Annotated in this window: 15 protein-coding genes; 7 read left to right on the top strand and 8 right to left on the bottom strand. The window is 71.5% G+C overall.

Annotated elements, in window-relative coordinates; all coding sequences use genetic code 11:
- Positions 1 to 60 precede the first annotated feature (60 nt).
- The 4 genes from rhaI to ACWGO8_RS06745 form a co-directional block, all read right to left on the bottom strand.
- A complete protein-coding gene (rhaI, locus tag ACWGO8_RS06760) occupies positions 61 to 1,227 on the bottom strand; it encodes an L-rhamnose isomerase (protein ID WP_376952699.1) in 1,167 nt (388 codons plus the stop codon).
- Positions 1,228 to 1,263: 36 nt separating this feature from the next.
- Positions 1,264 to 1,644, bottom strand: coding sequence for an L-rhamnose mutarotase (locus tag ACWGO8_RS06755; RefSeq protein WP_452042323.1), 381 nt, complete (start codon positions 1,642 to 1,644; stop codon positions 1,264 to 1,266).
- A 192-nt stretch (positions 1,645 to 1,836) separates the two neighbouring features.
- Positions 1,837 to 4,509, bottom strand: coding sequence for a family 78 glycoside hydrolase catalytic domain (locus tag ACWGO8_RS06750; protein WP_452042322.1), 2,673 nt, complete (start codon positions 4,507 to 4,509; stop codon positions 1,837 to 1,839).
- A gap of 74 nt (positions 4,510 to 4,583) precedes the next feature.
- Positions 4,584 to 5,612, bottom strand: coding sequence for a LacI family DNA-binding transcriptional regulator (locus tag ACWGO8_RS06745; RefSeq protein WP_452042321.1), 1,029 nt, complete (start codon positions 5,610 to 5,612; stop codon positions 4,584 to 4,586).
- Between the two features lie 238 nt (positions 5,613 to 5,850).
- Between ACWGO8_RS06745 and ACWGO8_RS06740 the strand changes: the two genes are divergently transcribed.
- The 5 genes from ACWGO8_RS06740 to ACWGO8_RS06720 all read left to right on the top strand — a co-directional run bounded on the left by ACWGO8_RS06740 (position 5,851) and on the right by ACWGO8_RS06720 (position 12,257).
- Positions 5,851 to 7,176 (top strand): ABC transporter substrate-binding protein, encoded by a 1,326-nt coding sequence (locus ACWGO8_RS06740; protein WP_452042320.1) that lies wholly within the window; start codon positions 5,851 to 5,853, stop codon positions 7,174 to 7,176.
- Between the two features lie 68 nt (positions 7,177 to 7,244).
- The gene (locus ACWGO8_RS06735; RefSeq protein WP_452042319.1) at positions 7,245 to 8,180 is read left to right on the top strand and encodes a carbohydrate ABC transporter permease; all 936 of its coding nucleotides are present in this window, start codon (positions 7,245 to 7,247) and stop codon (positions 8,178 to 8,180) included.
- Positions 8,177 to 9,007 carry a carbohydrate ABC transporter permease gene (locus ACWGO8_RS06730; protein ID WP_452042318.1) on the top strand — a complete coding sequence of 277 codons (831 nt, stop codon included), beginning with the start codon at positions 8,177 to 8,179 and terminating at the stop codon, positions 9,005 to 9,007. Before ACWGO8_RS06735 ends, ACWGO8_RS06730 begins: the two co-directional genes overlap by 4 nt.
- Before the next feature lie 11 nt (positions 9,008 to 9,018).
- Positions 9,019 to 11,151, top strand: coding sequence for an alpha-L-rhamnosidase-related protein (locus ACWGO8_RS06725; protein ID WP_452042317.1), 2,133 nt, complete (start codon positions 9,019 to 9,021; stop codon positions 11,149 to 11,151).
- A 95-nt stretch (positions 11,152 to 11,246) separates the two neighbouring features.
- Positions 11,247 to 12,257, top strand: a complete 1,011-nt coding sequence (locus ACWGO8_RS06720) for a LacI family DNA-binding transcriptional regulator (protein ID WP_452042316.1) — start codon at positions 11,247 to 11,249, stop codon at positions 12,255 to 12,257.
- 47 nt (positions 12,258 to 12,304) lie between these two features.
- Here ACWGO8_RS06720 and ACWGO8_RS06715 read toward each other — a convergent pair whose 3' ends face one another.
- Together ACWGO8_RS06715 and ACWGO8_RS06710 are read right to left on the bottom strand one after the other, a co-directional pair.
- A complete protein-coding gene (locus tag ACWGO8_RS06715; protein WP_452042315.1) occupies positions 12,305 to 13,561 on the bottom strand; it encodes an FAD-binding protein in 1,257 nt (418 codons plus the stop codon).
- A 202-nt stretch (positions 13,562 to 13,763) separates the two neighbouring features.
- The gene (locus ACWGO8_RS06710; RefSeq protein ID WP_452042314.1) at positions 13,764 to 15,404 is read right to left on the bottom strand and encodes a M20/M25/M40 family metallo-hydrolase; all 1,641 of its coding nucleotides are present in this window, start codon (positions 15,402 to 15,404) and stop codon (positions 13,764 to 13,766) included.
- A gap of 154 nt (positions 15,405 to 15,558) precedes the next feature.
- Between ACWGO8_RS06710 and ACWGO8_RS06705 the strand changes: the two genes are divergently transcribed.
- Positions 15,559 to 16,806, top strand: a complete 1,248-nt coding sequence (locus ACWGO8_RS06705) for an RNA polymerase sigma factor (protein ID WP_452042313.1) — start codon at positions 15,559 to 15,561, stop codon at positions 16,804 to 16,806.
- A 12-nt stretch (positions 16,807 to 16,818) separates the two neighbouring features.
- Here ACWGO8_RS06705 and ACWGO8_RS06700 read toward each other — a convergent pair whose 3' ends face one another.
- Complete coding sequence (locus ACWGO8_RS06700; protein WP_452042312.1) at positions 16,819 to 18,396, bottom strand: MFS transporter; 1,578 nt, start codon at positions 18,394 to 18,396, stop codon at positions 16,819 to 16,821.
- Positions 18,397 to 18,401: 5 nt separating this feature from the next.
- Positions 18,402 to 18,824, bottom strand: coding sequence for a MarR family winged helix-turn-helix transcriptional regulator (locus ACWGO8_RS06695; RefSeq protein WP_452042311.1), 423 nt, complete (start codon positions 18,822 to 18,824; stop codon positions 18,402 to 18,404).
- A gap of 114 nt (positions 18,825 to 18,938) precedes the next feature.
- Between ACWGO8_RS06695 and ACWGO8_RS06690 the strand changes: the two genes are divergently transcribed.
- Positions 18,939 to 20,678: a circularly permuted type 2 ATP-grasp protein gene (locus ACWGO8_RS06690; RefSeq protein WP_452042310.1), complete on the top strand. Its 1,740-nt coding sequence runs from the start codon at positions 18,939 to 18,941 to the stop codon at positions 20,676 to 20,678.
- Positions 20,679 to 20,752 lie beyond the last annotated feature (74 nt).

Below are 20,752 nucleotides of genomic sequence, written 5' to 3'. Positions count from 1 at the left end.
GAAACGTCACGGATGCACGGTGCGACCCTGCATCTGCGACTTCTCGAGGCGTTGCGGGGGTCAGGCGCCCCAACCGGCCTGCACGCCGCCGACGCGGTCGGCCGCGATCTGCTGCAGGTAGCCGGATGCCGCGAACGCCCGCATGGGGTCGGCGGGCAGGCCGCGCGACTCGCGCCACTCGGCGAGCGCCGGGCGCACGTCGGTGTAGAACGCGTCCATGAAGATGCGGTTCGCCTCGAGCACGTCGCCCGACACCTGCGCCGCGCGCAGCGCCTCGGTGTCGACGAGCAGCGCACGCGCGGTCATCTCCTGCACGTTCAGCACCGAGCGGATCTGGCCGGGGATCTTGTCCTCGACGTTGTGGCACTGGTCGAGCATGAACGCGACATCGGGGTGGTTGAAGCCGCCGCCGCGGATCACCTCGAAGATGATGCGGAACAGCTGGAACGGGTCGGCCGCGCCCACGATGAGGTCGTCGTCGGCGTAGAACCGCGAGTTGAAGTCGAACGAGCCGAGCTTGCCGAGGCGCAGCAGCTGCATGACGATGAACTCGATGTTCGTGCCCGGTGCGTGGTGGCCGGTGTCGAGGCAGACCATCGCCTTGTCGCCGAGCGCGGCGACCTGGGCGTAGCTCGTGCCCCAGTCGGGGACGTCGGTGTGGTAGAACGCCGGCTCGAAGAACTTGTACTCGAGCACGAGGCGCTGGTCGTCGCCGAGGCGCGCGTAGATCTCCTGCAGCGACTCGTGCAGGCGGTCCTGCCGGCCGCGCAGGTCGGCCTGGCCGGGGTAGTTCGAGCCCTCGGCGAGCCAGATCTTCAGGTCGCGGCTGCCGGTCGCGTGCATGATGTCGATGCACTCGAAGTGGTGGTCGATGGCCTTGCGGCGCACCGCGGGGTCCTCGTGCGTGAGGGCGCCGAACTTGTAGTCGTCGTCCTGGAACGTGTTCGAGTTGATGGTGCCGAGCGAGACGCCGAGGTCGTCCGCGTGCGTGCGCAGGTCGTCGTACGAGTCGACCTTGTCCCACGGGATGTGCAGCGCCACGGTCGGCGCGAGCGCGGTGTACTTGTGCACCTGCGCGGCATCCGCGATCTTCTCGTACGGATCGCGCGGGGTGCCCGGGGTCGCGAAGACCTTGAAGCGGGTGCCCGAGTTGCCGAACGCCCACGAGGGGAGCTCGATCGACTGGAGCTCGAGTTCGGACAGGATGGCGGCGGGAAGGGTGCTCACTGGTCGCTGCTTTCTGTGCTGGTGGTCGGTGGGAGCTCAGCGCTCGGCGTCGGCATCGGCGTCGAGCGCGGCGAGCTGGTCCTCGAGGTGGAAGACCTCGGGAAGTCGTGGGGCGCCCTGGTCGGGGCGGCCGTCGAGGGCGACGAAGAACGGCGCCATCTCGGCCTCCCAGGCCGCGGTGCGCGGGTCGGCCTCGAGTGCGGCCTGGGATGCCGCGTCGTCGTCGGTCTCGTAGTAGCCGATGAGCAGGCCGTCCTCGCGGAGGAAGAGGGAGTAGTTGCGCCGGCCCGACGCCTCGATGGCGCGGAGCATGTCGGGCCAGACGGCGGCGTGACGCTCGCGGTACTCGCCGAGCCGTGCGGCGTCGACCTGCAGTTGGAAGCAGACTCGTTCGCTCGGTCGGGGTGCAGTGCTCATCGTCGAGCTCTCCGTCTCGTGGTCGTACCGGTCGGTCGGTGACGATTCGTTGTGAATCGTTTCAAGCGTAGGCGTTCGAGGAATGGGACGCAAGTGGGGAATGCGTTTTCCATCGTAACCCGGCCCGCAGCGTGCAGGGGAGTCCCGCACGACCCGGGGCCGCCGCGTCGGCGTCGGCCCCGGGCCACGGCGTCAGTGCGCCGGCGTGACGAGTGCGGCCGGGTCGGCGACGCGCACGGCCGTGGCGACGACCCGGTGCGAGCCGGGGCCGAGGGGTGCGCCGCCGTGCGGCACGCCGTCGACCTCGACGGTCGACCCCTCGGTGACGGGCAGGTCGAGCACCGCCTCGGCGCCGAACGGCACGACGAGGTCGAGCTCGAGGTCGGCGTCGACGAGGCGCCAGTCGACGGATGCCGCGCCGAGCCGCGTCTCCACCGACGCACGTGCCCACGGGATCGCCGTCGACGGGCGCGGGGCGACGACGATGCGACGGTATCCCGGGCGCTCGAGCGTCGGGGCGAGCCCGCCGACGTAGCGGTAGACCCAGTCGACGACCGCGCCGTACGCGTAGTGGTTGAACGAGAGCATGCCCGAGCTGTCGTCGGTGGCCATCTCGCCCGAGTGGATCGTGCCGTCCGGCGCGAGGGCGTCCCAGCGCTCCCACACCGTCGTCGCGCCCATCTCCACCTGGTAGAGCCACGACGGCGGCTCGAGGCGCAGGAGCATGAGGAACGCCTCGTCGACGTGCCCGGCGTGCACGAGCGCGAAGAGCACCAGCGGCGTGCCGAGGAAGCCCGTGGCGATGCGGCCGCGCTCCTCGCGCACGTTGCGCGCGAGGCCCTCCGCGATGCGCTCGCGCTCCGCCTCGGGCGCGAGGTCGAATTCCAGGGCGATCGCGGCGCCCGTCTGCGTCTCGACGGCCTTCGCGCCCCAGCGCTCCCACGTGTCGCGCGCGACGCGATCGGCGAGCCGGTCCGCGGCCTCCGCGCGAGCGGGATCCCCGACGAGGCGCTCGGCCTCGGCGAGGAGGTGCGCGCTGCGCGCGAAGAAGGCGTTCGCCACGTAGTCCGACGAGACCTTCGCCGCCCAGGGCTTGTCGCCCGGAGCGTCCGGATCGAGCCAGTCGCCGAACTGGAACTCGGTCGGTAGCACGCCGTCGCCGGCGCCGGCGCGGCGCTCGAGGCTCGCGACCCAGCGGCGCATGCTGTCGAGCTGGCGCACGAGCACCTCGTCGCTGCCGTACGACTCGTAGACCGACCACGGCACGATCGTCGCGGCATCCGCCCAGCCGGCACGGCCCATGGTGATCCACTCGCCGCCGGCGATCGCGCCGTCCTCGAGGATGTTCGGGACGACGGCGGCGACGGCGCCATCGGCGTCCTGGTCGAGCTCGAGGTCGCGCAGCCACGACATCCAGAAGGCCTCGACGTCGAACAGCGTCGACGCGGTCGGCGCGAAGGCCTGCGCGTCGCCGGTCCATCCGAGGCGCTCATCGCGCTGCGGGCAGTCGGTCGGGAGCGACACGAAGTTGTCGCGCTGCGACCAGGCGACGTTCGAGTGCAGCCGGTCGAGACGGGGGTCCGCGCTCTCGAACGTCGAGCGCACCCGGTCGGCGCTCGAGACGGCGACGGCCGTGGCCGACACGACCTCGGCGCCGGTGACCTCGGCGTACTGGAATCCGTGGAAGGTGAACGTCGGCTCGAGCGTCGTCTCGCCGTCGTGGGCGAGCACGTACCCGTCGGCGGCGCGTGCGGTGCGCAGCGACTTCGTGTGGATCGAGCCGTCGGGCTCGAGTACCTCGGCGTGACGCACTTCGACGCGGTCGCCGGCCCGGCCCCGCACGACGAGGCGGAGCCACCCGGCGATGTTCTGCCCGAGGTCGAGGAAGGCGTGCCCCTCGCGTGGCTGCACCGCGACGTCCCACTCCGCGACCGTGCGGACGCCGGTCGTGAGGCGCGGCTCGACGACCGAGGCGTCGACGCCGATCTCGCGGGCCGACGCCCAGCCCGAGTCGTCGAATCCGGGCGCGTCCCAGCCGGCGGGCTCGTCGCGGAGATCGATCTCCACGCCGTCGTAGAGGCTCGCCGAGCGGATGCCGCCCACCGAGGTCGTCCACTCGGGCGTCGTGCCGACGCGCACGTGCGAGCCGTCGGCGCACTCGACGTCGAGCTGTACGAGCGCCGCGAGCTCGGTGCCGTACTGCTCGGTTCCGTCCTCCCAGCCGAGCCGGCCGCGATACCAGCCGTCGGCGAGCTGCACGCCGAGGGCGTTGTCGCCCGCGTGCAGCAGGTCGGTCACGTCCCAGGTGCCGAGCACCACGCGGTGCTGGTAGGCGGTCCACCCGGGGGAGAGGTGCTCGTCGGTCGCCCGCACGCCGTTGACGCGCAGTTCGCCGACGCCCCAGAACGTGGCGCGCAGTCGCGCCCGAACCGGCTCGGCCGGGAGTGCGACCCCGGTGCGCAGCAGCATGACCGGCCCTTCCGTCGGCTGCGAGCCGCCGATGGGCCGGGCCTCGAGCGCGGCGGCGTCGATGGAGGCGTCGACCACGAGGTCGTCGCTCCAGTCCGACCAGCCGGCCTCGGTCGCGATGCGCACCGCGTAGCGGCGCTCCTCGCCGGGCTCGAGCTCGGGGCCCGGGGCGACGACGCCGATCGCGGCATCCGATGCGACCGGCTCGGACTCACCCGAGTGCGCGCCGTCCCAGCGGACCTGGTAGCCGAGCTGGGCGGATGCCGCGTCGGCGCGCCAGCTCAGCCGCAGGCCGGTGCGCGGCACCCCGAGCAGGCCGTCGGGGTACTGGGACCGCAGCGCGACGACTCGCGCGCCGGGGTCGGCGATCGTGGGGGCGGGGAGGTGCGTGGACATCCGTGTCCTTCCATGGGTGGTGCCCGGCGCGAGCGGATCGTGGTCGCGCCGGCGGTACGAGGGGTCGGTTTCGGTCAGGCGGTCGGTTCCACCGCTGCGGGCCGGGTCGAGTCGCGCACCTTGAGCGACGGCTCGACGGAGAAGTGGATCGGGTCGGTGCGGCCCTGGATGCGCTCGAGCAGCAGGCGGATCGCCCGCTCGCCCATCGCCTCGCCGGCCTGGTTGACGCTGGTGAGCGAGATGGCCGGGTAGCTGGCGATGTCGACGTCGTCGTAGCCGACGACGGAGACGTCGGATGAGAGCCCGTGTTCGGCCAGTGCGCGGAGCGCACCGAACGCGAGTTCGTCGTTGCCGACGAAGATCGCGGTCGGTACGTCCTCGTCGAGCAGCGCGAGCGTGTCGAGCCGCGCCGACTCCTCGTCGAGGCCCGTCCGCACGACGCGGATGTCGTCGGCGTAGCCGGCCTCGCGCATGTGCGCCAGGTACCGCTCGAGGCGGAGCGCGTGCGGGTTGCCCGACCCCGGGCGCGTGACCTCCTCGCTGCGCGTGAGGTGCACGATGCGACGATGCCCGAGCTCGAACAGGTGCTCCATCACGAGACGGGTGCCCTCGACGTCGTCGCCGGTCACCGTGTCGTAGGCCAGCGCGTTGTCATGGCGACCGAGCATGACCACTGGCACGCGAGCGGCGAGCCGTTCGAGCCACTCGGCGGAGACGAGCGGGGAGATCGCGACGATGCCGTCGACCTGGCGGTCGGCGAGGGCGCCGATGGCGCGCACGCCCTCCTCGCCGTCGACGTCGGCGGGCGCGATGATGAGCTGGTAGTCGGTGCCCGCCAGCGCGGCGGTGGCGCCCGTCACGATCTTCGTGAAGAACGGGTTGCCGATGTGCGGCATCTCGATGCCGAGGGTGAAGCTCGATCCGCGCATCGCCCGTGCGGCGACCCGAGGGCGGTAGTCCAGGGCGTCGATCGCGGCCGTGACGCGCTCGCGCATGGCCGGGCTCACGCCGTAGGCGTTGCGGATCACCTTCGAGACCGCCGCGCGCGAGACGCCGGCCTCGCGGGCCACGTCCTCGATGGTCGCTGCTCTCGCCTGTGCCACGGTCTCCCCCTTTCGCCTTCGATGGTCGGATGTTCGGCTGGCTGTCACGATACACCGCGCCGTCGAGCGGGATAGACCGATCTACGTCGTGGCATGGGATCGATCGTAAATCGTTTCAAGGAATTTGTGTAGATCGGTTGACAAACTTTCTCCGACGCTCGTAACGTGGGCCACGCCACAGCACCGAGACCATTCGGAGCACTCAACAGCGCAGTTGCTTTACATGGAGGTAAAGAAGATGGTCCCCCGTACCCAGCGACGTTCCCTCGTCGCCATCGGCGCAGGCGGTCTCGCCCTGTCGCTCGCACTCGCCGGCTGCACCGCAGGCGGTTCCGGTTCCAGTGAGGGAGGCGCGACCTCCCTGACCTTCCTGGTCGACAACGGCGAAGCGACGGTCGCCACCGCGCAGGCCCTCGTCGATGCGTTCGTGGAGGAGAACCCCGACATCAGCATCGAGGTGGAGACGCGCCCGCAGGGCGCCGACGGTGACAACGTCGTGAAGACGCGCCTCGCCACCGGCGAGATGGACGACCTGTTCCAGTACAACTCCGGCTCGCTCATGCAGGCGCTGAGCCCCGACGACACGCTCGTGAACCTGGCCGACGAGGACTACGTCGGCAAGTTCGACGACCGGTTCGTGCAGAGCGTCTCGACCGAGAACGGCCTCTACGGCGTCCCGATGGGGCAGTCGATGGCGGGCGCCGTGATCTACAACAAGGACATCTACGAGCAGCTCGGCCTCGAGGTCCCGACGACCTGGGACGAGTTCATCGCGAACAGCGAGGCGATCAAGCAGGCGGGCGTCGCCGCTCCGATCGTGCAGACCTACGGCGACACGTGGACGTCGCAGCTCTTCGTGCTCGGCGACTTCAACAACGTGCTGGCCGAGAACCCCGACTGGGCCGAGGAGTACACGAACAACAAGGCCAAGTACGTCGACGAGCCGGCACTCGCCGGGTTCGAGCACCTGCAGGAGGCGTTCGACAAGGGCCTCTTCAACGAGGACTTCGCGTCGGCGACCTACGCCGACGGCGTGACGATGGTCGCCACCGGCGAGGGTGCGCAGTACCCGATCCTCACGTTCGCCGCCGGGCAGCTCATGACCACGAACCCCGAGGCGGCCGACGTGGTCGGCACCTTCCCGCTGCCGGGTCCGGATGCCTCGACCAACGGCCTCACCGTGTGGATGCCGACCAACACCGTCTACATCCCGAAGTCGACCGAGGGCGACAAGCTCGAGGCCTCCAAGAAGTTCCTCGAGTTCCTCGCCACGCCCGAGGCCTGCGACATCCAGTCCGAGGCGAACGCCCCGCAGGGTCCGTTCGTGATCGAGGGCTGCGACCTGCCCGACGACGTGCCGGCCATGGTCTCCGACCTGCAGCAGTACTTCGACGATGGCAAGACCAACCTCGCCCTCGAGTTCCTCTCGCCCATCAAGGGCCCGGCCCTCGAGCAGATCACCGTCGCCGTGGGATCCGGGATCACCTCGGCCGCAGACGGCGCCGCCCAGTACGACGAGGATGTCAAGAAGCAGGCCCAGCAGCTCGGCATCGAAGGCTGGTAAGCCGCACTGATCGCCTGCGGGGTCGGGCCGCCCGGTCCGACCCCGCAGCCATATCCGGGAGATCCACCATGACCACCGCGACGGCCCAAGGCCGCACCTCGACGTCGCCGGGGGCGATCAGCCCAGCCGGGCCGGCCAAGCGCCGGCCCATGAAGAGCCCGTATCCCACGTGGTTCTTCATCCCGGCCGGCGTGTTCTACCTCGTCCTCTTCCTCATCCCGACCATCGCGTCGTTCTACTTCTCGCTCACCCGCTGGACGCTGTTCAACGTCGAGTTCATCGGCTTCGACAACTTCGTGCGGTTCTTCCAGGAGCCGCAGCTCGTCCAGGGCTTCATCAACACCTTCATCTACGCCTTCCTGACCTCGGGGGCGAAGGTCGTCCTGGGCCTGCTGCTCGGCGTCTTCCTCAGCTCGCAGATCATCGCCCGGGGCTTCATCCGCTCGGTCGTGTTCTTCCCGGTGCTCGTCAGCGTCATCGGCGTCGGCATCCTGTTCAAGGTGCTCATGGACCCGTTCGACGGGCCGATCAACGAGGGGCTGGCCGCGATCGGCATCGACGGACCGGGCTGGTACACCGATCCGTCGCTCGCGCTCGTCTCCGTGGCCATCGTCGACATCTGGGCCGGCGTCGGTCTCGCGACGCTGATCTACATCGCGGGCATGGTGGCCATCCCGCAGGAGTACTTCGAGGCCTCGAAGGTCGACGGCGCGAGCGCGTGGAGCACCTTCCGGCACATCACGCTGCCGCTCCTGCGACCCGCCACCGTCACCGTCGTGCTGCTCTCGCTCATCGGCGGCCTGCGGCGGTTCGACCTGATCTGGACGATGACCGGCGGTGGCCCCGGGTTCTCGAGCGACGTGCTCGCGTCGGTCGTCTACAAGCAATACCAGGCCGGATTCTTCGGCCTCTCCACCGCCGGCAACGTCGTGCTCTTCGTCGTCGTCGCGGCGATCATCTTCCCGCTGTCATGGTGGCTCAACCGCAAGGAGGACGAGCGATGAGGAACACCGCATGGAGGTGGGGCGCCGGCACCGTCGCCATCCTCGTCACGGTCGTCGTCTTCGTGGTGCCGTTCGCGTTCATCGTGTTCACCGCGGGCAAGACCCAGGCCGAGGCGGCCGCCCTCCAGTTCACCTGGCCGACCGAGTGGGTGCTGTGGGACAACATCGTCACGGTCATCCAGAATCGCGACTTCCTGCTGGTGCGCGCGTTCGTCAACAGCACGATCCTCACGGTCTCCGCGGTCGCCATCATGGTGATCCTCGGCGCCATGGTCGGCTACGTCCTGCAGCGACGCAAGTCGCGGTGGAATCCCCTCGTCAACGCGTTCGTGCTCGCCGGACTCATCATCCCGCCGGCGGTCGTTCCCACCATCTGGGTGCTGCAGGGCATCGAGCTCTTCAAGACGATCCCCGGACTCGTCGCGGTCCACGTCGCGTTCGGGCTCTCGTTCTGCATCCTGCTGTTCCGGGCGTTCGTCGCGACCATCCCGCGCGAACTCGACGAGGCGGCCATCATCGACGGTGCCGGGTCGATCAAGCTGTTCTTCCGCGTCGTCTTCCCGCTGCTGCGCTCGGTGATCGTGACGGTCATCGTGGTGCAGTCGGTGGCCGTGTTCAACGACTTCGCCTATGCGCTGTACTTCCTGCCGGGCGACGAGAACGCGACGGTGCAGCTCACGACGTTCAACTACATCTCGCAGGCGGTCACCTCGGACAACCTGCTCTTCGCGAACGTCCTGATCATCACGATCCCGCCGCTCATCATGTACGTCTTCTTCCAGCGTCAGATCGTCGCGGGCATGACCTCGGGCGCCGTGAAGGGGTGAATGCCGACCCGATGCCGCCACGCACCGCCGACGGTGTGCGGCGGTGGGTGCGGGGCCGCTCGCCCCAGCCCTTCCCCGACGACGCCGTCGTGCCGCCGCCCGGCGGCACCACCTGGCTCTACGGGCCGGGCCAGTACGAGCTCGCGCTACTGGCCCGCCTCGTCGAGGAGGGCTTCGCCGCGAACCGGCACGTGCACTACCCCCGCAACCACGGGCGGGTGGCCGAGCGCGTCGCGTTCACGGCCACGGCGACGGATGCCGCGACGGTCCGCCTCCGCGTCACGGGCACGCTCGTGGCCGCGACCGTCGACGGGCGGCCGGTCGACGTCGGTGGGCTCGAGCCGTCGGATGCCGCGGGCTCCCACGCGATCGAACTGCCCCTGCCCCGTGCCGACGCCGAGCTCGAGCTGGAGCTCGCAGCCTCGGACCGGCAGGTCTCCGCCATCGCGATCGACCCGGGCGTCCCACTCCACGGCTGGCGCGCGCGCGTCGCCGACGGTGCGTGGGAGGACGTGCGGCCACGGCCCGGTAGCGACGCGCCGCCGCACCTCGCCCCGGTGGGCACGGTCGAGGTCGTGGCCCGCGGCATCCGCGACGGGCTCGACGACACTGGTGCGGTCTACGACGTCGGCGCGCCGGTGCTCGGCCGTCCGGTGCTGCCGCCCGGGCCGCGACCCGTCGTGTCCAGCGGCGAGAGCCTCGCGGAGGCGCTGGCCGACCCCGCGACGCACGAGACCCGCCAGGACCTGGTCGAGCTGACCGACGGCGGGTGGACCACGCGGCATCCACTGGGCTTCAGGTACCTCGTCGTGCGATCGGATGCCCCGCCCGAGTCGGTCGCGGTGCACGCCTCGGTGCCCGTGGTCGAGCGGCCCGGCGCGTTCGCGTGCTCCGACGAGGAGCTCACCCGGATCTGGGCGGCGGCGCAGTACACGCTGCGCCTCTGCATGCAGGGCCTCATGATCGACGGCATCAAGCGCGACCGCATGCCCTGGGCGGGGGACCAGGCTCTGAGCACGCTCGCCAACGCGTTCGCCCTCGGCGAGGGCGGCGTCGTGGCCGACGGGCTGGTCGCGCTGGGCCGCCCCGAGCACGGGTACGTCAACGGCATCGCCGACTACTCGCTCTGGCAGGTCGTGAACGCCGACCTGCGCCTGCGCTGCTTCGGCGACGAGGCGTTCGCGCTCGCCGAGGCGGACCGACTGGACCGGTTCGTCGCCGACCTCGCCGAGCATGTCGGCCACGACGGCGTGTTCCGGCCGGCCGCGCAGCGCGGCGGGTTCGTCGACTCCGGACCGGGATCGGTCTTCCTCGACTGGGGGCTCGCGCTCGAGCACGGGCGGGACCCGGTGGCGCTGCAGATGCTCTGGTACTGGGCGCTGCGCAGCGCCGAGCGGGTGCTCGAGCGCACGGGGCACCCGGGAGCCGCCCGCTGGAGCGAGCTCGCCGACACGCTCGAGGACACGCTGCGCGAACGCGCGTGGCTCGCCCGGAACGGACGGTGGGCCGACTACCTCGACGCGCGCGAGTCGCGACGGCCCGCGCGGTACGCGAACTTCCTCGCGGTGCTCGCGGGCCTGCACCACGGCGACGTGCCCGACGGGGTCACCGACGCCATCCGGGTCGGGGTGGCGGGGACGCCGTTCATGACGGCGTTCCGGCTCCGGGCCCTGCTCGCCGCCGGCCAGGCGCCGGCCGTGCTCGAGCAGGTGCGGGCCACGTGGGGCGCGATGCTCGACCGCGGACCCGGCACGTTCTGGGAGGAGGCGACGCTCGACGACGAGCCGCTCGCGATGTACGGACGCCCGTTCGGTCGCAGCCTGTGCCACGCATGGGCGTCGGGACCCGCGGCGATCCTCCCCGAGGCGGTGCTCCGCCTGCGGCCGATCGACGACGGCTGGTCGCGATTCGCGGTGCAGCCCGACCTCGGCGACCTCGCGTGGGCGTCTGCCGTGGTGCCCGCGCCGAGCGGCGACATCGTCGTGATCGCCGACGCGTCGACGGTGACCGTGCAGGTGCCCGCGGGCACCGTCCTCGTGCGCGAGGGGCACACGGTGCCCGGTCCCGCGACCGTGGAATGGGCGCAGCCGCCTTCGGCGGACGTCGGCGGGGGAGCCGCCGATGCCGCGGCATCCGGGGCATGATGCAAACGTTTCATTCGTGACGCCCGCCTGAGGGCGCGGGCTGCGATCATGGCTTGGGCGGAGTCCGCGTGCGCGGCCGCCAGGGGAGGCAGCAGATGGCAGTGAGTGTCCGCGACGTGGCGGCCGCGGCATCCGTGTCGGTGGGCACCGTCTCGAACGTGCTCAACCGGCCCGAGAAGGTCGCGCCCGACACCGTGGCACGCGTCATGGCCGCGATCGACGAGCTCGGGTTCGTGCGCAACGACGCCGCGCGGCAGCTGCGGGCGGGCCGCAGCCGCAGCATCGGGCTCGTGGTGCTCGACGTGCGCAACCCGTTCTTCACCGACGTCGCCCGCGGCGCCGAGGACCGGGCCGCCGAGGACAACATGACCATCCTGCTCGGCAACAGCGACGAGAACGGCGACCGCGAGCGCGCGTACCTCGACCTCTTCGAGGAGCAGCGCGTGCACGGCGTGCTCATCTCGCCGCTCGGCGACGACGAGACGCGGCTGCAGCGCCTGCGCGGCCGGGACACGCCCGTCGTGCTCGTCGACCGCGTCTCGGAGGACCGCAACCTCTCGTCGGTCTCGGTCGACGACGTGGTCGGCGGCGAGCTCGCCGTGCGCCACCTCATCGAGACGGGCCGCCGCCGTATCGCGTTCGTCGGCGGGCCCATGGGCATCCGGCAGGTCGCCGACCGCCTCGCGGGCGCACGGCGCGCGGTCGAGGCCGAGCCCGACGCGACGCTCGAGGTGATCGAGACCGAGTCGCTCACCGTGCTGGAGGGTCGCACGGCGGGCGAGGCGATCCGCGAGCGTGCGGCGGGCGAGCGCCCCGACGCGGTCTTCGCGGCGAACGACCTGCTCGCCATGGGCGTGCTGCAGGCGCTCAACATGCTCGGCTCGGTACGCGTGCCCGACGACGTCGCGCTCATCGGCTACGACGACATCGACTTCGCGTCGGCGGCCGTGGTGCCGCTCTCGTCGATCCGGCAGCCGGCGTCCCTCATCGGCTACACGGCCGTCGACCTGCTGCTCAAGGAGGCGGCGTCGGGCGAGGGGTTCACGCCCGAGCAGGTCGTGTTCCAGCCCGAGCTCGTGGTGCGCGACTCGACGCGGGCGCGGTAGCGGGAGTCGCGGGCACCGCGCTCGCCGTCGAGCGGGCGGATGCCGCGTCAGCGCGCCTCGCGCACGCCCACCCGCTCGAGGTACGCGTTCGTGAACACGCCCTCGGGGTCGAGCCGCTCGTAGAGTGCTCGCGCGTCGGCGAGCCGGGGAACGGTGGGCTCGAGGTCCTCGCGTCCGAGGGTGTGCACCTTGCCCCAGTGCGGGCGCACCGCGAAGTCCGAGAGTGCCGACTCGATCTCGGGCAGCACGCCGAGCACGGCCTCGGGCTCGTTGGCCCAGGTGAAGTGGATGGCGAAGAGTCCGCGCTCGAAGGCGCCGCTCAGCCAGAGGTCGTCGGGCGCCGCCGTGCGCAGCTCGCTCACGAGCAGGTGCGGCGCGATGCGGTCGGCGAGCGTGCGCACGGCGCGCAGCGCGTCGGCAGCGTCGGCCGGCGCGACGAAGTACTCGCTCTGGATCTCGTCGCCGTTCGACGGCGTCGCGTCGAGCCGGAAGTGCGGCAGGCGCTCGAGCCACGGACCGGGGACCCCGCCCTGCTCGGTGAGGTTGTCGGCGATCGCGTCGCCGATCGAGTTCGCCGACGTGAGCATCCGCCGGGCGCCGAGCAGGTCGTCGACGACCGGGGCGTCGTCGCGGTCGAGGAGCGTCTTCACCCAGAGCTGGCCCGCACCGTCGCCGCCCCAACGCGTGAAGAGGCTCACGCTGTAGCCGGCACCCGTCATCGCGGGGAGGTCCTCGAGCGCGGCATCCCACCGCAGGTCGGTGTACACGTCCTGCCGCACGCGGTAGGACGGCTGGACGGCGAGCGTCAGCCGCACGACGATGCCGTACGCGCCGAGGCCCACGGCTCGGCCGGCGAAGTCGTCCTCGCCGATCGCGACCCGGACGAGCTCGCCGGTCGCGTCGACGTACTCGATCGCGCGGATCGCCGTGGTGAGCACACCGTTGCGGTCGCCCGAGCCGTGCGTGCCCGTGGCCGTGGCGCCGCCGACCGAGATGTGCGGCAGCGAGCCGAGGTTGTGCAGCGCCCAGCCGCGCTCGTGCAGCCAGCGCGCGAGGATGCCGTACCGCGTGCCCGCGCCGACCTCGACCGTGCGGGCCTCTTCGTCGAGCACGAAGCCCGGATCGATGCCGGTGACCGACACGAGCGTGCCGTCGGTGTCGGGCAGGTCGTTGAACGAGTGCCGGGTGCCGAGCGCGCGGATCCGCCCGCCCGCCCGCACGAGCGCCTGCACGTCATCGATCGAGCCGGCCTGCACGATCGGGGCGCGGTACGCGTAGTTGCCCGCCCAGTTGCGTTCGGTCATGCGTCGCTCCTCCTCGTCGCGCGGCGGTCGCGGGCCCAGGGGCCGCGGGCACGTGCGTGCCAGCGTACCGCCGCGGATGCCGCGGACAGCCGTGTGTGTCGTCGCATCGCGCGTCGGCGACGGCGGGGCATCCGCTCGGGCCGGAGAGCGGATCGGCCTCCCGAACGCGAGGCGCGGGAGGCCGATCAGGTGGTGCGTGCGGTCAGCGCCGGAAGTGCTCGCCGACCCGCTCGCCGTGCTGCATGGCGTTCGGCGAGGCCTTGGCCGTGCCGTTCACCGCGCTCGTCGACATCGCGAACGTGAGGATGGCGTGCGCCGTGGCATCCGCCATCTCCTCGAGTCCGGTCTGGTTGACGTTGGTGATCGTGCCGCCGTACTCGAGCGCGCCGCCGTAGACCTCGTTCAGCGCCTCGTAGAGGTCGGCATCGGCGCCGTCCCCGATCGGATCCATGCTGTCGCACGGCTGGTGGTAGCACGGGTCGTACGACACCGGCTCGCCCTCGAAGGTGGAGAGGCCGCCGTACAGGGCCACCTCGTCCGCCTCCTTCGCGTCCTCGGCCCCGGTGAACAGGCCACCCGCCGGGATGCCGGCGGCGATGAACGCGTCGTAATCCGAGCGTCCGTCGAACGCGGTCGGCTCCGAGGCGAGGCCCTGCGAGGCGAAGTACTGCTCGAAGATGCCCTCGATGTTCCCGCTCCCCGCCGGTCCCTTGATGCCGAACGCGTCACCGCTGCCGTCGTAGATGAAGCGGCCGTAGTTCGGCGAGCCGATCATGTCGAAATTGAGGTAGAGCTGGATGTTCTTCGCGGCACGCTTGTCGAGCGAGTCGACGTAGTACTGCGAGCCGACGAGGCCGGCCTCCTCGGCGCCCCACCACGCGAAGCGCACGGTGTTACGCGGCTGGATGCCGAGCTCGGCCATCTGCAGGGCGATCTCGAGCAGCGTCGCCGATCCGGTGCCGTTGTCCTCGATGCCGGGGCCGTCGGGCACGGAGTCGAGGTGGGCACCGGCCATCACGACGCGATCGTCGCGCCCGGTCGGCGTCTCGGCGATGAGGTTGTAGGTCTGCACATCCCGCTCGATCTGCGTCTCGGTCTGGAGGTGGATGACGACCTCGCCCTGCTCGAGCAGCGTCGCGAGGTCGTTGCCGATCGCGAACGAGGTGCCGATGACGGGCAGGTCAGCGCTGAACTGGTCGCCGAGCGTCGGGTTGAGCGTCTCGGTGCGACCCTCCTGACCCTCGTTGAAGATGATGACCCCGGCTGCGCCGGCGTCGTACGCGTTCTGGGCCTTGACCGAGAAGTCGCAGGTCCCGCGCTGCACGAGCGCGATGTTGCCCTCGGTGAAGCCGGTGAAGTCCTCGGGCTCGCAGCCGCTGGTCGAGGTGCTGGCCTGCGCACCGGGCGGCAGCACGAGGTCGACGGCCTCGAGCGGGGCCTCCACGTCGCCGCTGCCGGAGTACTCGGCGGTGAAGAAGTCCTCACCCGGCACGTAGGTGGTGGGATCCGGCGAGACCTGCTCGAAGACGGGATCGGACAGCTCGCGGAACGAGTTGAACAGGAACGGCTGGACCGTCACCTCGTAGCCCACGGCCTCGAGCTGGGTCTGGACGAACTCGAGGGATTCGTCGTACCCGGGGGTGCCGCTCGCCCGGGTGCCGCCGTTGGCGTCGGCGACCGCCTGGAGTCCGGCGAGCTGCTGCATGATGCCGTCGGCGGTCACGGCGTTGCGCAGTGCGGTCGTGTCGGTCGGCACGGCGGCGTAGGCCGTGCCCGTTGCGGCGAGGGTGATGGCGGCCGTGGCCGCTGCGATCCCCATCGCCGCTCTGGTGTGCTTCTTCACGGGTTCTCCTGCTTCGTTGCAGTGACCGGGACGTGGGTGCGCCCCGGCTCGCCGGCGGAATCGTGTCACGCCGGACCCGTCCACCCTGAGCATGCCTCGGCATCGGGGTCAAGGGGTTGCAGTCATCCGCCCCGATCTGGGGCAGGCTGGTCGGATGGATCGGGCGATCGTCGAGGCGGCCATCACGCGCGTGCATCGCGACGAGTGGGCGCGGGTCGTGGCCTCGCTCGCCCGACGGTTCGGCGACCTCGACCTCGCCGAGGAGATGGCCGCCGAGGCCTTCGCGACCGCCGTCGAGCGGTGGCCGCGCGACGGCGTGCCGCCGAATCCCGGCGCGTGGATCACGACCACCGCCAACCGGAAGGCGATCGATCGGCTGCGGCGGGAGGCGCGGCGGGCCTCGAAGCAGCAGGAGGCGCTCATGCTGCGCGACGACAGCCCGCCCGAGCCGGTCGGCGCCGTCGCAGACGACCGGCTCCGCCTGCTCTTCACGTGCTGCCATCCCGCGCTCTCGATGGAGGCGCGGGTGGCGCTGACCCTGCGCATGATCGGCGGGCTCACCGTCGCCGAGATCGCCCACGCGTTCCTGGTGCAGGAGGGCACGATGGCTCGGCGCATCACTCGCGCGAAGGACAAGATCGCGGCCGCCCGCATCCCGTACCGGGTGCCCGAGGTGGAGGACCTGCCCGCGCGCGTCGCCGGCGTCCTGGCGGTGCTCTACCTCGTCTTCAACGAGGGCTACCTCGCATCGGGGACGGAGTCCGAGCCGGTGCGTCACGACCTCACCGCGGAGGCCATCCGGCTGACGCGGCTGGTCCGGACCCTGCTGCCCGACGACGGCGAGGTCGCCGGGCTCCTCGCCCTCATGCTGCTCACCGAGGCGCGCGCCTCGGCGCGGGTCTCGGCCGCGGGCGAGCTCGTGCCGCTCGACGAGCAGGACCGCGGCACGTGGGACCGCGCGATGATCGCCGAGGGCCTCGCCGTCGTGCGCGAGCGCCTCGACGTGGTGGCCCGCGGCGAGGCGGTCCCCGGCCGCTACCAGCTCCTCGCCGCGATCGGCGCCGTGCACACGTCCGCGCCCGACGCCCGCGACACCGACTGGTCGCAGGTCGTCGCCCTCTACGAACGGCTCGCCGCCATCGACCCGAGCCCGATCGTGGCCCTGAACCGGGCGATCGCGGTCGCCGAACTCGACGGACCCGAGGCCGGACTCGACGCGGTCGACCGGCTCGGGGAGGCGCTCGACGGCTACCACGCGTTCCACGCCGCCCGCGCCGAGCTGCTGCGGCGACTCGCTCGCCCGGCCGAGGCCCGCGGGGCCTACGATCGCGCGATCGAGCTGGCCGGCAACTCCGCGGAGGTCGCCTATCTCACCGGGAGACGCGGGCAGCTCGCCGGGTAGCCGACTTCGGCGCTACTCGGCCGCCGGCCGGCAGCCCGCGTTCGACGGTCGCGGCTCGTGCGACGAACGCGGGCGTGGGGCGGCGACGTGCCGCGACGGCTCGTGCTGCGAGGGCGTGTGATGCGCTGCCTCGGGCGGCAGCGGCTCGTGGTGCGGCGGCACGTGGTGCGTCGGGTCGTGCGTCGCGTCGTGGGTCGACGCCTCGCGGTCGGCGAGCGGATGCCGCGGCAGCGCGATGGGCGACGTGAGCGCCACCTGCTCGGAGAAGTCCTCGGGGACCGGTCGGGGCTGGGCGGGCACGACGTGCACGGGCCGCGTGGGGATGACGGCGATGGCCGCCGTCGGGGCATCCGCGAACTGCAGCACCGGCCGCCACCTGACCTGCGGATGCCGCGCCAGGTGCATGCCCCGGGCGAACACGAGCCAGCCCAGGCCGATGAGCGCGGCGACGCCCGCCGCGATCGCGGCCACGCCGAGCGCCCAGCGCGGACCCCACTGCGCGGCGACGGCGCCCACGATCGGGGCGCCGATGGGCGTGCCGCCCACGAGGATCGCCATGTACAGCGCCATGACGCGGCCGCGGAGGTCGGGCTCGGTGGTCGTCTGCACGTAGCCGTTCGCGGTCGTGAGGATCGTGACCGCGCCGAAGCCGATGAGGATGGTCGACGCGGCGAACGACCAGAAGGTCGGCATGAGCGCTGCGAGCAGGGCCGCGACCCCGAAGAAGCCCGACGCGAGGATGATGACCCGCATCCGAGCACGCTCGCGCCGGGCTGCGAGCAGCGCCCCCGTGAGCGAGCCGATCGCGATGATCGAGTTGAGCAGGCCGTACTCGCCCGCGCCGCGTCCGAACTCGACGGCCATGGTCGACGAGAAGATCGGGAAGTTCATGCCGAACGCGCCGATGATGAAGACGATCACGAACACGATCACGAGGTCGGGACGGCCGGCGACGTAGCGGAACCCGGCGACGAACTGGCCGCGGGAGCTCACTCGCGGCATCCGTCGCACCTTCATGTCGCGCAGCAGCCAGAGCGAGACGAGGACCGCCAGGAACGTCGCGGCGTTGATGACGAAGACCCAGCCCGAGCCGACGAGCACGATGAGCAGGCCCGCCACGGCGGGGCCGATCATGCGCGCCGCGTTGAAGGAAGCTGAGTTGAGCGCGACCGCGTTGGACATGTCGGAGCCCGAGACGAGGTCGGCGACGAAGGTCTGGCGAGCGGGGGTGTCGACGGCGTTGACGATGCCGAGCGCGAGGGCGAAGCCGTAGAGGTGCCAGAGCTGCGCGTGGCCGAAGATGAGGAGGAGGCCGAGCGCCAGGCCGAGGAGCATGAGGCAGGTCTGCGTGACCATGAGGATCCTGCGTCGCTCGAACCGGTCGGCGATGAGGCCGGTGATCGGCACGAGCAGGAGCTGCGGGGCGAACTGCAGCGCCATGGTGATGCCCACGGCGAGGGCGTCGTTCGCGGTGAGCTCGGTGAGGACCACCCAGTTCTGGGCGGTGGCCTGCATCCAGGCGCCGATGTTGGAGACGAGTGCGCCGACGAACCAGATTCGGTAGTCGGCGCTGGCGAGGGAGCGGAACATTGCACTCACAGGGTGGCGAGTCCTCCCATCAGTTCTGCGGCTCGGGCGAGCACCTCGCGGTCCTCCCTGGAGAGTTCGCGCAGGCGGTTGGTGAGCCACGGGTCGCGCTTGGAGATGGTCTCCTTCACGACGGCGCGGCCGGCCTCGTTGAGGGCGATGTTGACCTTGCGACGGTCGACGTCGTCGGCCACCCGGGTCAGGTAGCCACCCTCCTCGAGGCAGTTGACGGTGCGGTTCATCGACGGCGCGGAGACCCGCTCGCGCTCGGCGAGCTGGCCGAGGGTCTGCGTGCCGTTGCGGTACAGGTTGCCCAGCACGGCGATCTGGCCGTCGGAGAGGGCCTCGACGGACTTCTCGGCGCGGATCCGGCGGCCCAGCCGGAAGGTCGCCAGGCGCAGTTCTGAGCTCTGCTCTGCGATCGTGGCCATGGATCCTTAGCCTAGCTCATTAGCCTTGCTAAACAAAATGCGAGAAGCCAGCGGATGCTGCGCCCGTCGCGTGTCGGAAACATCCCGGTAATCGTCGGGTGGAAACCTTCCGTCATGGGAACGCTCTTCGACGGTTACACCGCGACCCGCGCGGCGGCCCGCAAGCGCGCGACGCAGCCGTGGGACGAGATGTTCCCCGCCGACGCGGCCGCCGTCCGCGAGCCGTACCGCGAGCTCTATCCCGCGCTGGCCGCCATGACGCAGGACGAGCTCCGAGGGCGGACCGAGGCGCTCGCCACCTCCTACCTCGCGCAGGGCGTCACGTTCGACTTCGCGGGCGAGGAGCGGCCGTTCCCCCTCGACGCCGTGCCACGCGTCATCGCGGCATCCGACTGGAGCATGGTCGAGGCCGGCGTCGCGCAGCGGGTGCTCGCGCTCGAGCGGTTCCTCGCCGACGTCTACGGGCCGCAGCTTGCGGTGCGCGACGGCGTGATCCCGGCCGCGCTCATCAGCTCGTCGACGCACTACCACCGGCAGGCGACGGGGATCGTGAGCGCCAACGGCGTGCGCATCCAGGTCTCGGGCATCGACGTCATCCGCGACGAGCAGGGCGCGTGGCGCGTGCTCGAGGACAACGTTCGCGTGCCGAGCGGTGTGAGCTACGTCATCTCCAACCGGCGGGTCATGGCGCAGACGCTGCCCGAGCTGTTCACCTCGATGCGCGTGCGCCCGGTGGGCGACTACCCGAACCGGCTGCTGCAGGCGCTGCGCGCGAGCGCGCCCGAGGGCGTCGACGACCCGACCGTGGTCGTGCTCACGCCGGGCGTCTACAACTCGGCGTACTACGAGCACACGCTGCTGGCCCGGCTCATGGGCGTCGAGCTCGTCGAGGGCCGCGACCTGTTCTGCTCGGGCGGCCGCGTCTGGATGCGCACGACGGCCGGCCCGACCCGCGTCGACGTGATCTACCGTCGCGTCGACGACGAGTTCCTCGACCCGCAGCAGTTCCGGCCCGACTCCGTGCTCGGAGCGCCCGGGCTCATGCTCGCGGCGCGACTCGGCCACGTGACCATCGCGAACGCCGTGGGCAACGGCGTGGCCGACGACAAGCTCGTCTACACCTACGTGCCCGACCTCATCCGCTACTTCCTCGGCGAGGAGCCCATCCTCCCGAACGTCGACACCTGGCGGCTCGAGGAGCCCCAGGCGCTCGCCGAGGTGCTCGACCGCCTCGACGAGCTCGTCGTGAAGCCCGTCGACGGCTCGGGCGGCAAGGGCCTCGTCGTCGGTCCGGATGCCTCGCGCGACGAGCTCTCCGACCTGCGCGCACGGCTCCTCGCCGACCCCCGCGGGTGGATCGCGCAGCCCGTCGTGCAGCTCTCGACGATCCCGACCCTCGTGGAGGACGGCATGCGCCCCCGCCACGCCGACCTCCGCCCGTTCGCCGTCAACGACGGCGAGAACGTGTGGGTGCTGCCCGGCGGCCTGACCCGCGTCGCCTTGCCCGAGGGTCAGCTGGTCGTGAACTCGAGCCAGGGCGGCGGCTCGAAGGACACCTGGGTGCTCGACGACACGACGATCACGGGCCCGATCGCCGGCCTCGTGCCGGCGCGGCACACGGCCGGCTCGGTCGTCGCCGACCAGGCGACGGCGCCGGTGGTGGTCGCGCCGACCGGGTCGACGCCCGTCGTCGAGGCGGAGCGCGCGGCGCGGCACCGCAGCCATCGCCCCGAGGCATCCCCGCAGGACGAGGACGCCCCGGTGCGCCAGCAGCAACAGCAGCAGCAGCAGTCCGGTGGTGGGGGGGCGCCGGGCGCGCCGCGACGACCGGGGGGGGGGGCCCCCCCAAGCTGAGCCCCCACGCCCAAACCCACTTAGTGATAGGCCGCTACATCGACCGCAGAGTCGCCACCGCGCGCAAACACGAC

It is taken from the genome of Agromyces sp. NPDC055661 (assembly GCF_053618135.1).
The sequence above is the reverse complement of the archived record's forward strand: the minus strand, read 5'-3'. Positions and strand labels throughout refer to the sequence as shown.

What these genes read in the sequence shown, in the direction of transcription:
- ACWGO8_RS06755 (WP_452042323.1), bottom strand. Translation starts at nt 1,644, where the DNA reads ATGAGCACTGCACCCCGACCGAGCGAACGAGTCTGCTTCCAACTGCAG.
- ACWGO8_RS06750 (WP_452042322.1), bottom strand. Translation starts at nt 4,509, where the DNA reads ATGTCCACGCACCTCCCCGCCCCCACGATCGCCGACCCCGGCGCGCGA.
- ACWGO8_RS06740 (WP_452042320.1), top strand. Translation starts at nt 5,851, where the DNA reads ATGGTCCCCCGTACCCAGCGACGTTCCCTCGTCGCCATCGGCGCAGGC.
- ACWGO8_RS06735 (WP_452042319.1), top strand. Translation starts at nt 7,245, where the DNA reads ATGACCACCGCGACGGCCCAAGGCCGCACCTCGACGTCGCCGGGGGCG.
- ACWGO8_RS06730 (WP_452042318.1), top strand. Translation starts at nt 8,177, where the DNA reads ATGAGGAACACCGCATGGAGGTGGGGCGCCGGCACCGTCGCCATCCTC.
- ACWGO8_RS06725 (WP_452042317.1), top strand. Translation starts at nt 9,019, where the DNA reads ATGCCGCCACGCACCGCCGACGGTGTGCGGCGGTGGGTGCGGGGCCGC.
- ACWGO8_RS06720 (WP_452042316.1), top strand. Translation starts at nt 11,247, where the DNA reads ATGGCAGTGAGTGTCCGCGACGTGGCGGCCGCGGCATCCGTGTCGGTG.
- ACWGO8_RS06715 (WP_452042315.1), bottom strand. Translation starts at nt 13,561, where the DNA reads ATGACCGAACGCAACTGGGCGGGCAACTACGCGTACCGCGCCCCGATC.
- ACWGO8_RS06705 (WP_452042313.1), top strand. Translation starts at nt 15,559, where the DNA reads ATGGATCGGGCGATCGTCGAGGCGGCCATCACGCGCGTGCATCGCGAC.
- ACWGO8_RS06700 (WP_452042312.1), bottom strand. Translation starts at nt 18,396, where the DNA reads ATGTTCCGCTCCCTCGCCAGCGCCGACTACCGAATCTGGTTCGTCGGC.
- ACWGO8_RS06695 (WP_452042311.1), bottom strand. Translation starts at nt 18,824, where the DNA reads ATGGCCACGATCGCAGAGCAGAGCTCAGAACTGCGCCTGGCGACCTTC.
- ACWGO8_RS06690 (WP_452042310.1), top strand. Translation starts at nt 18,939, where the DNA reads ATGGGAACGCTCTTCGACGGTTACACCGCGACCCGCGCGGCGGCCCGC.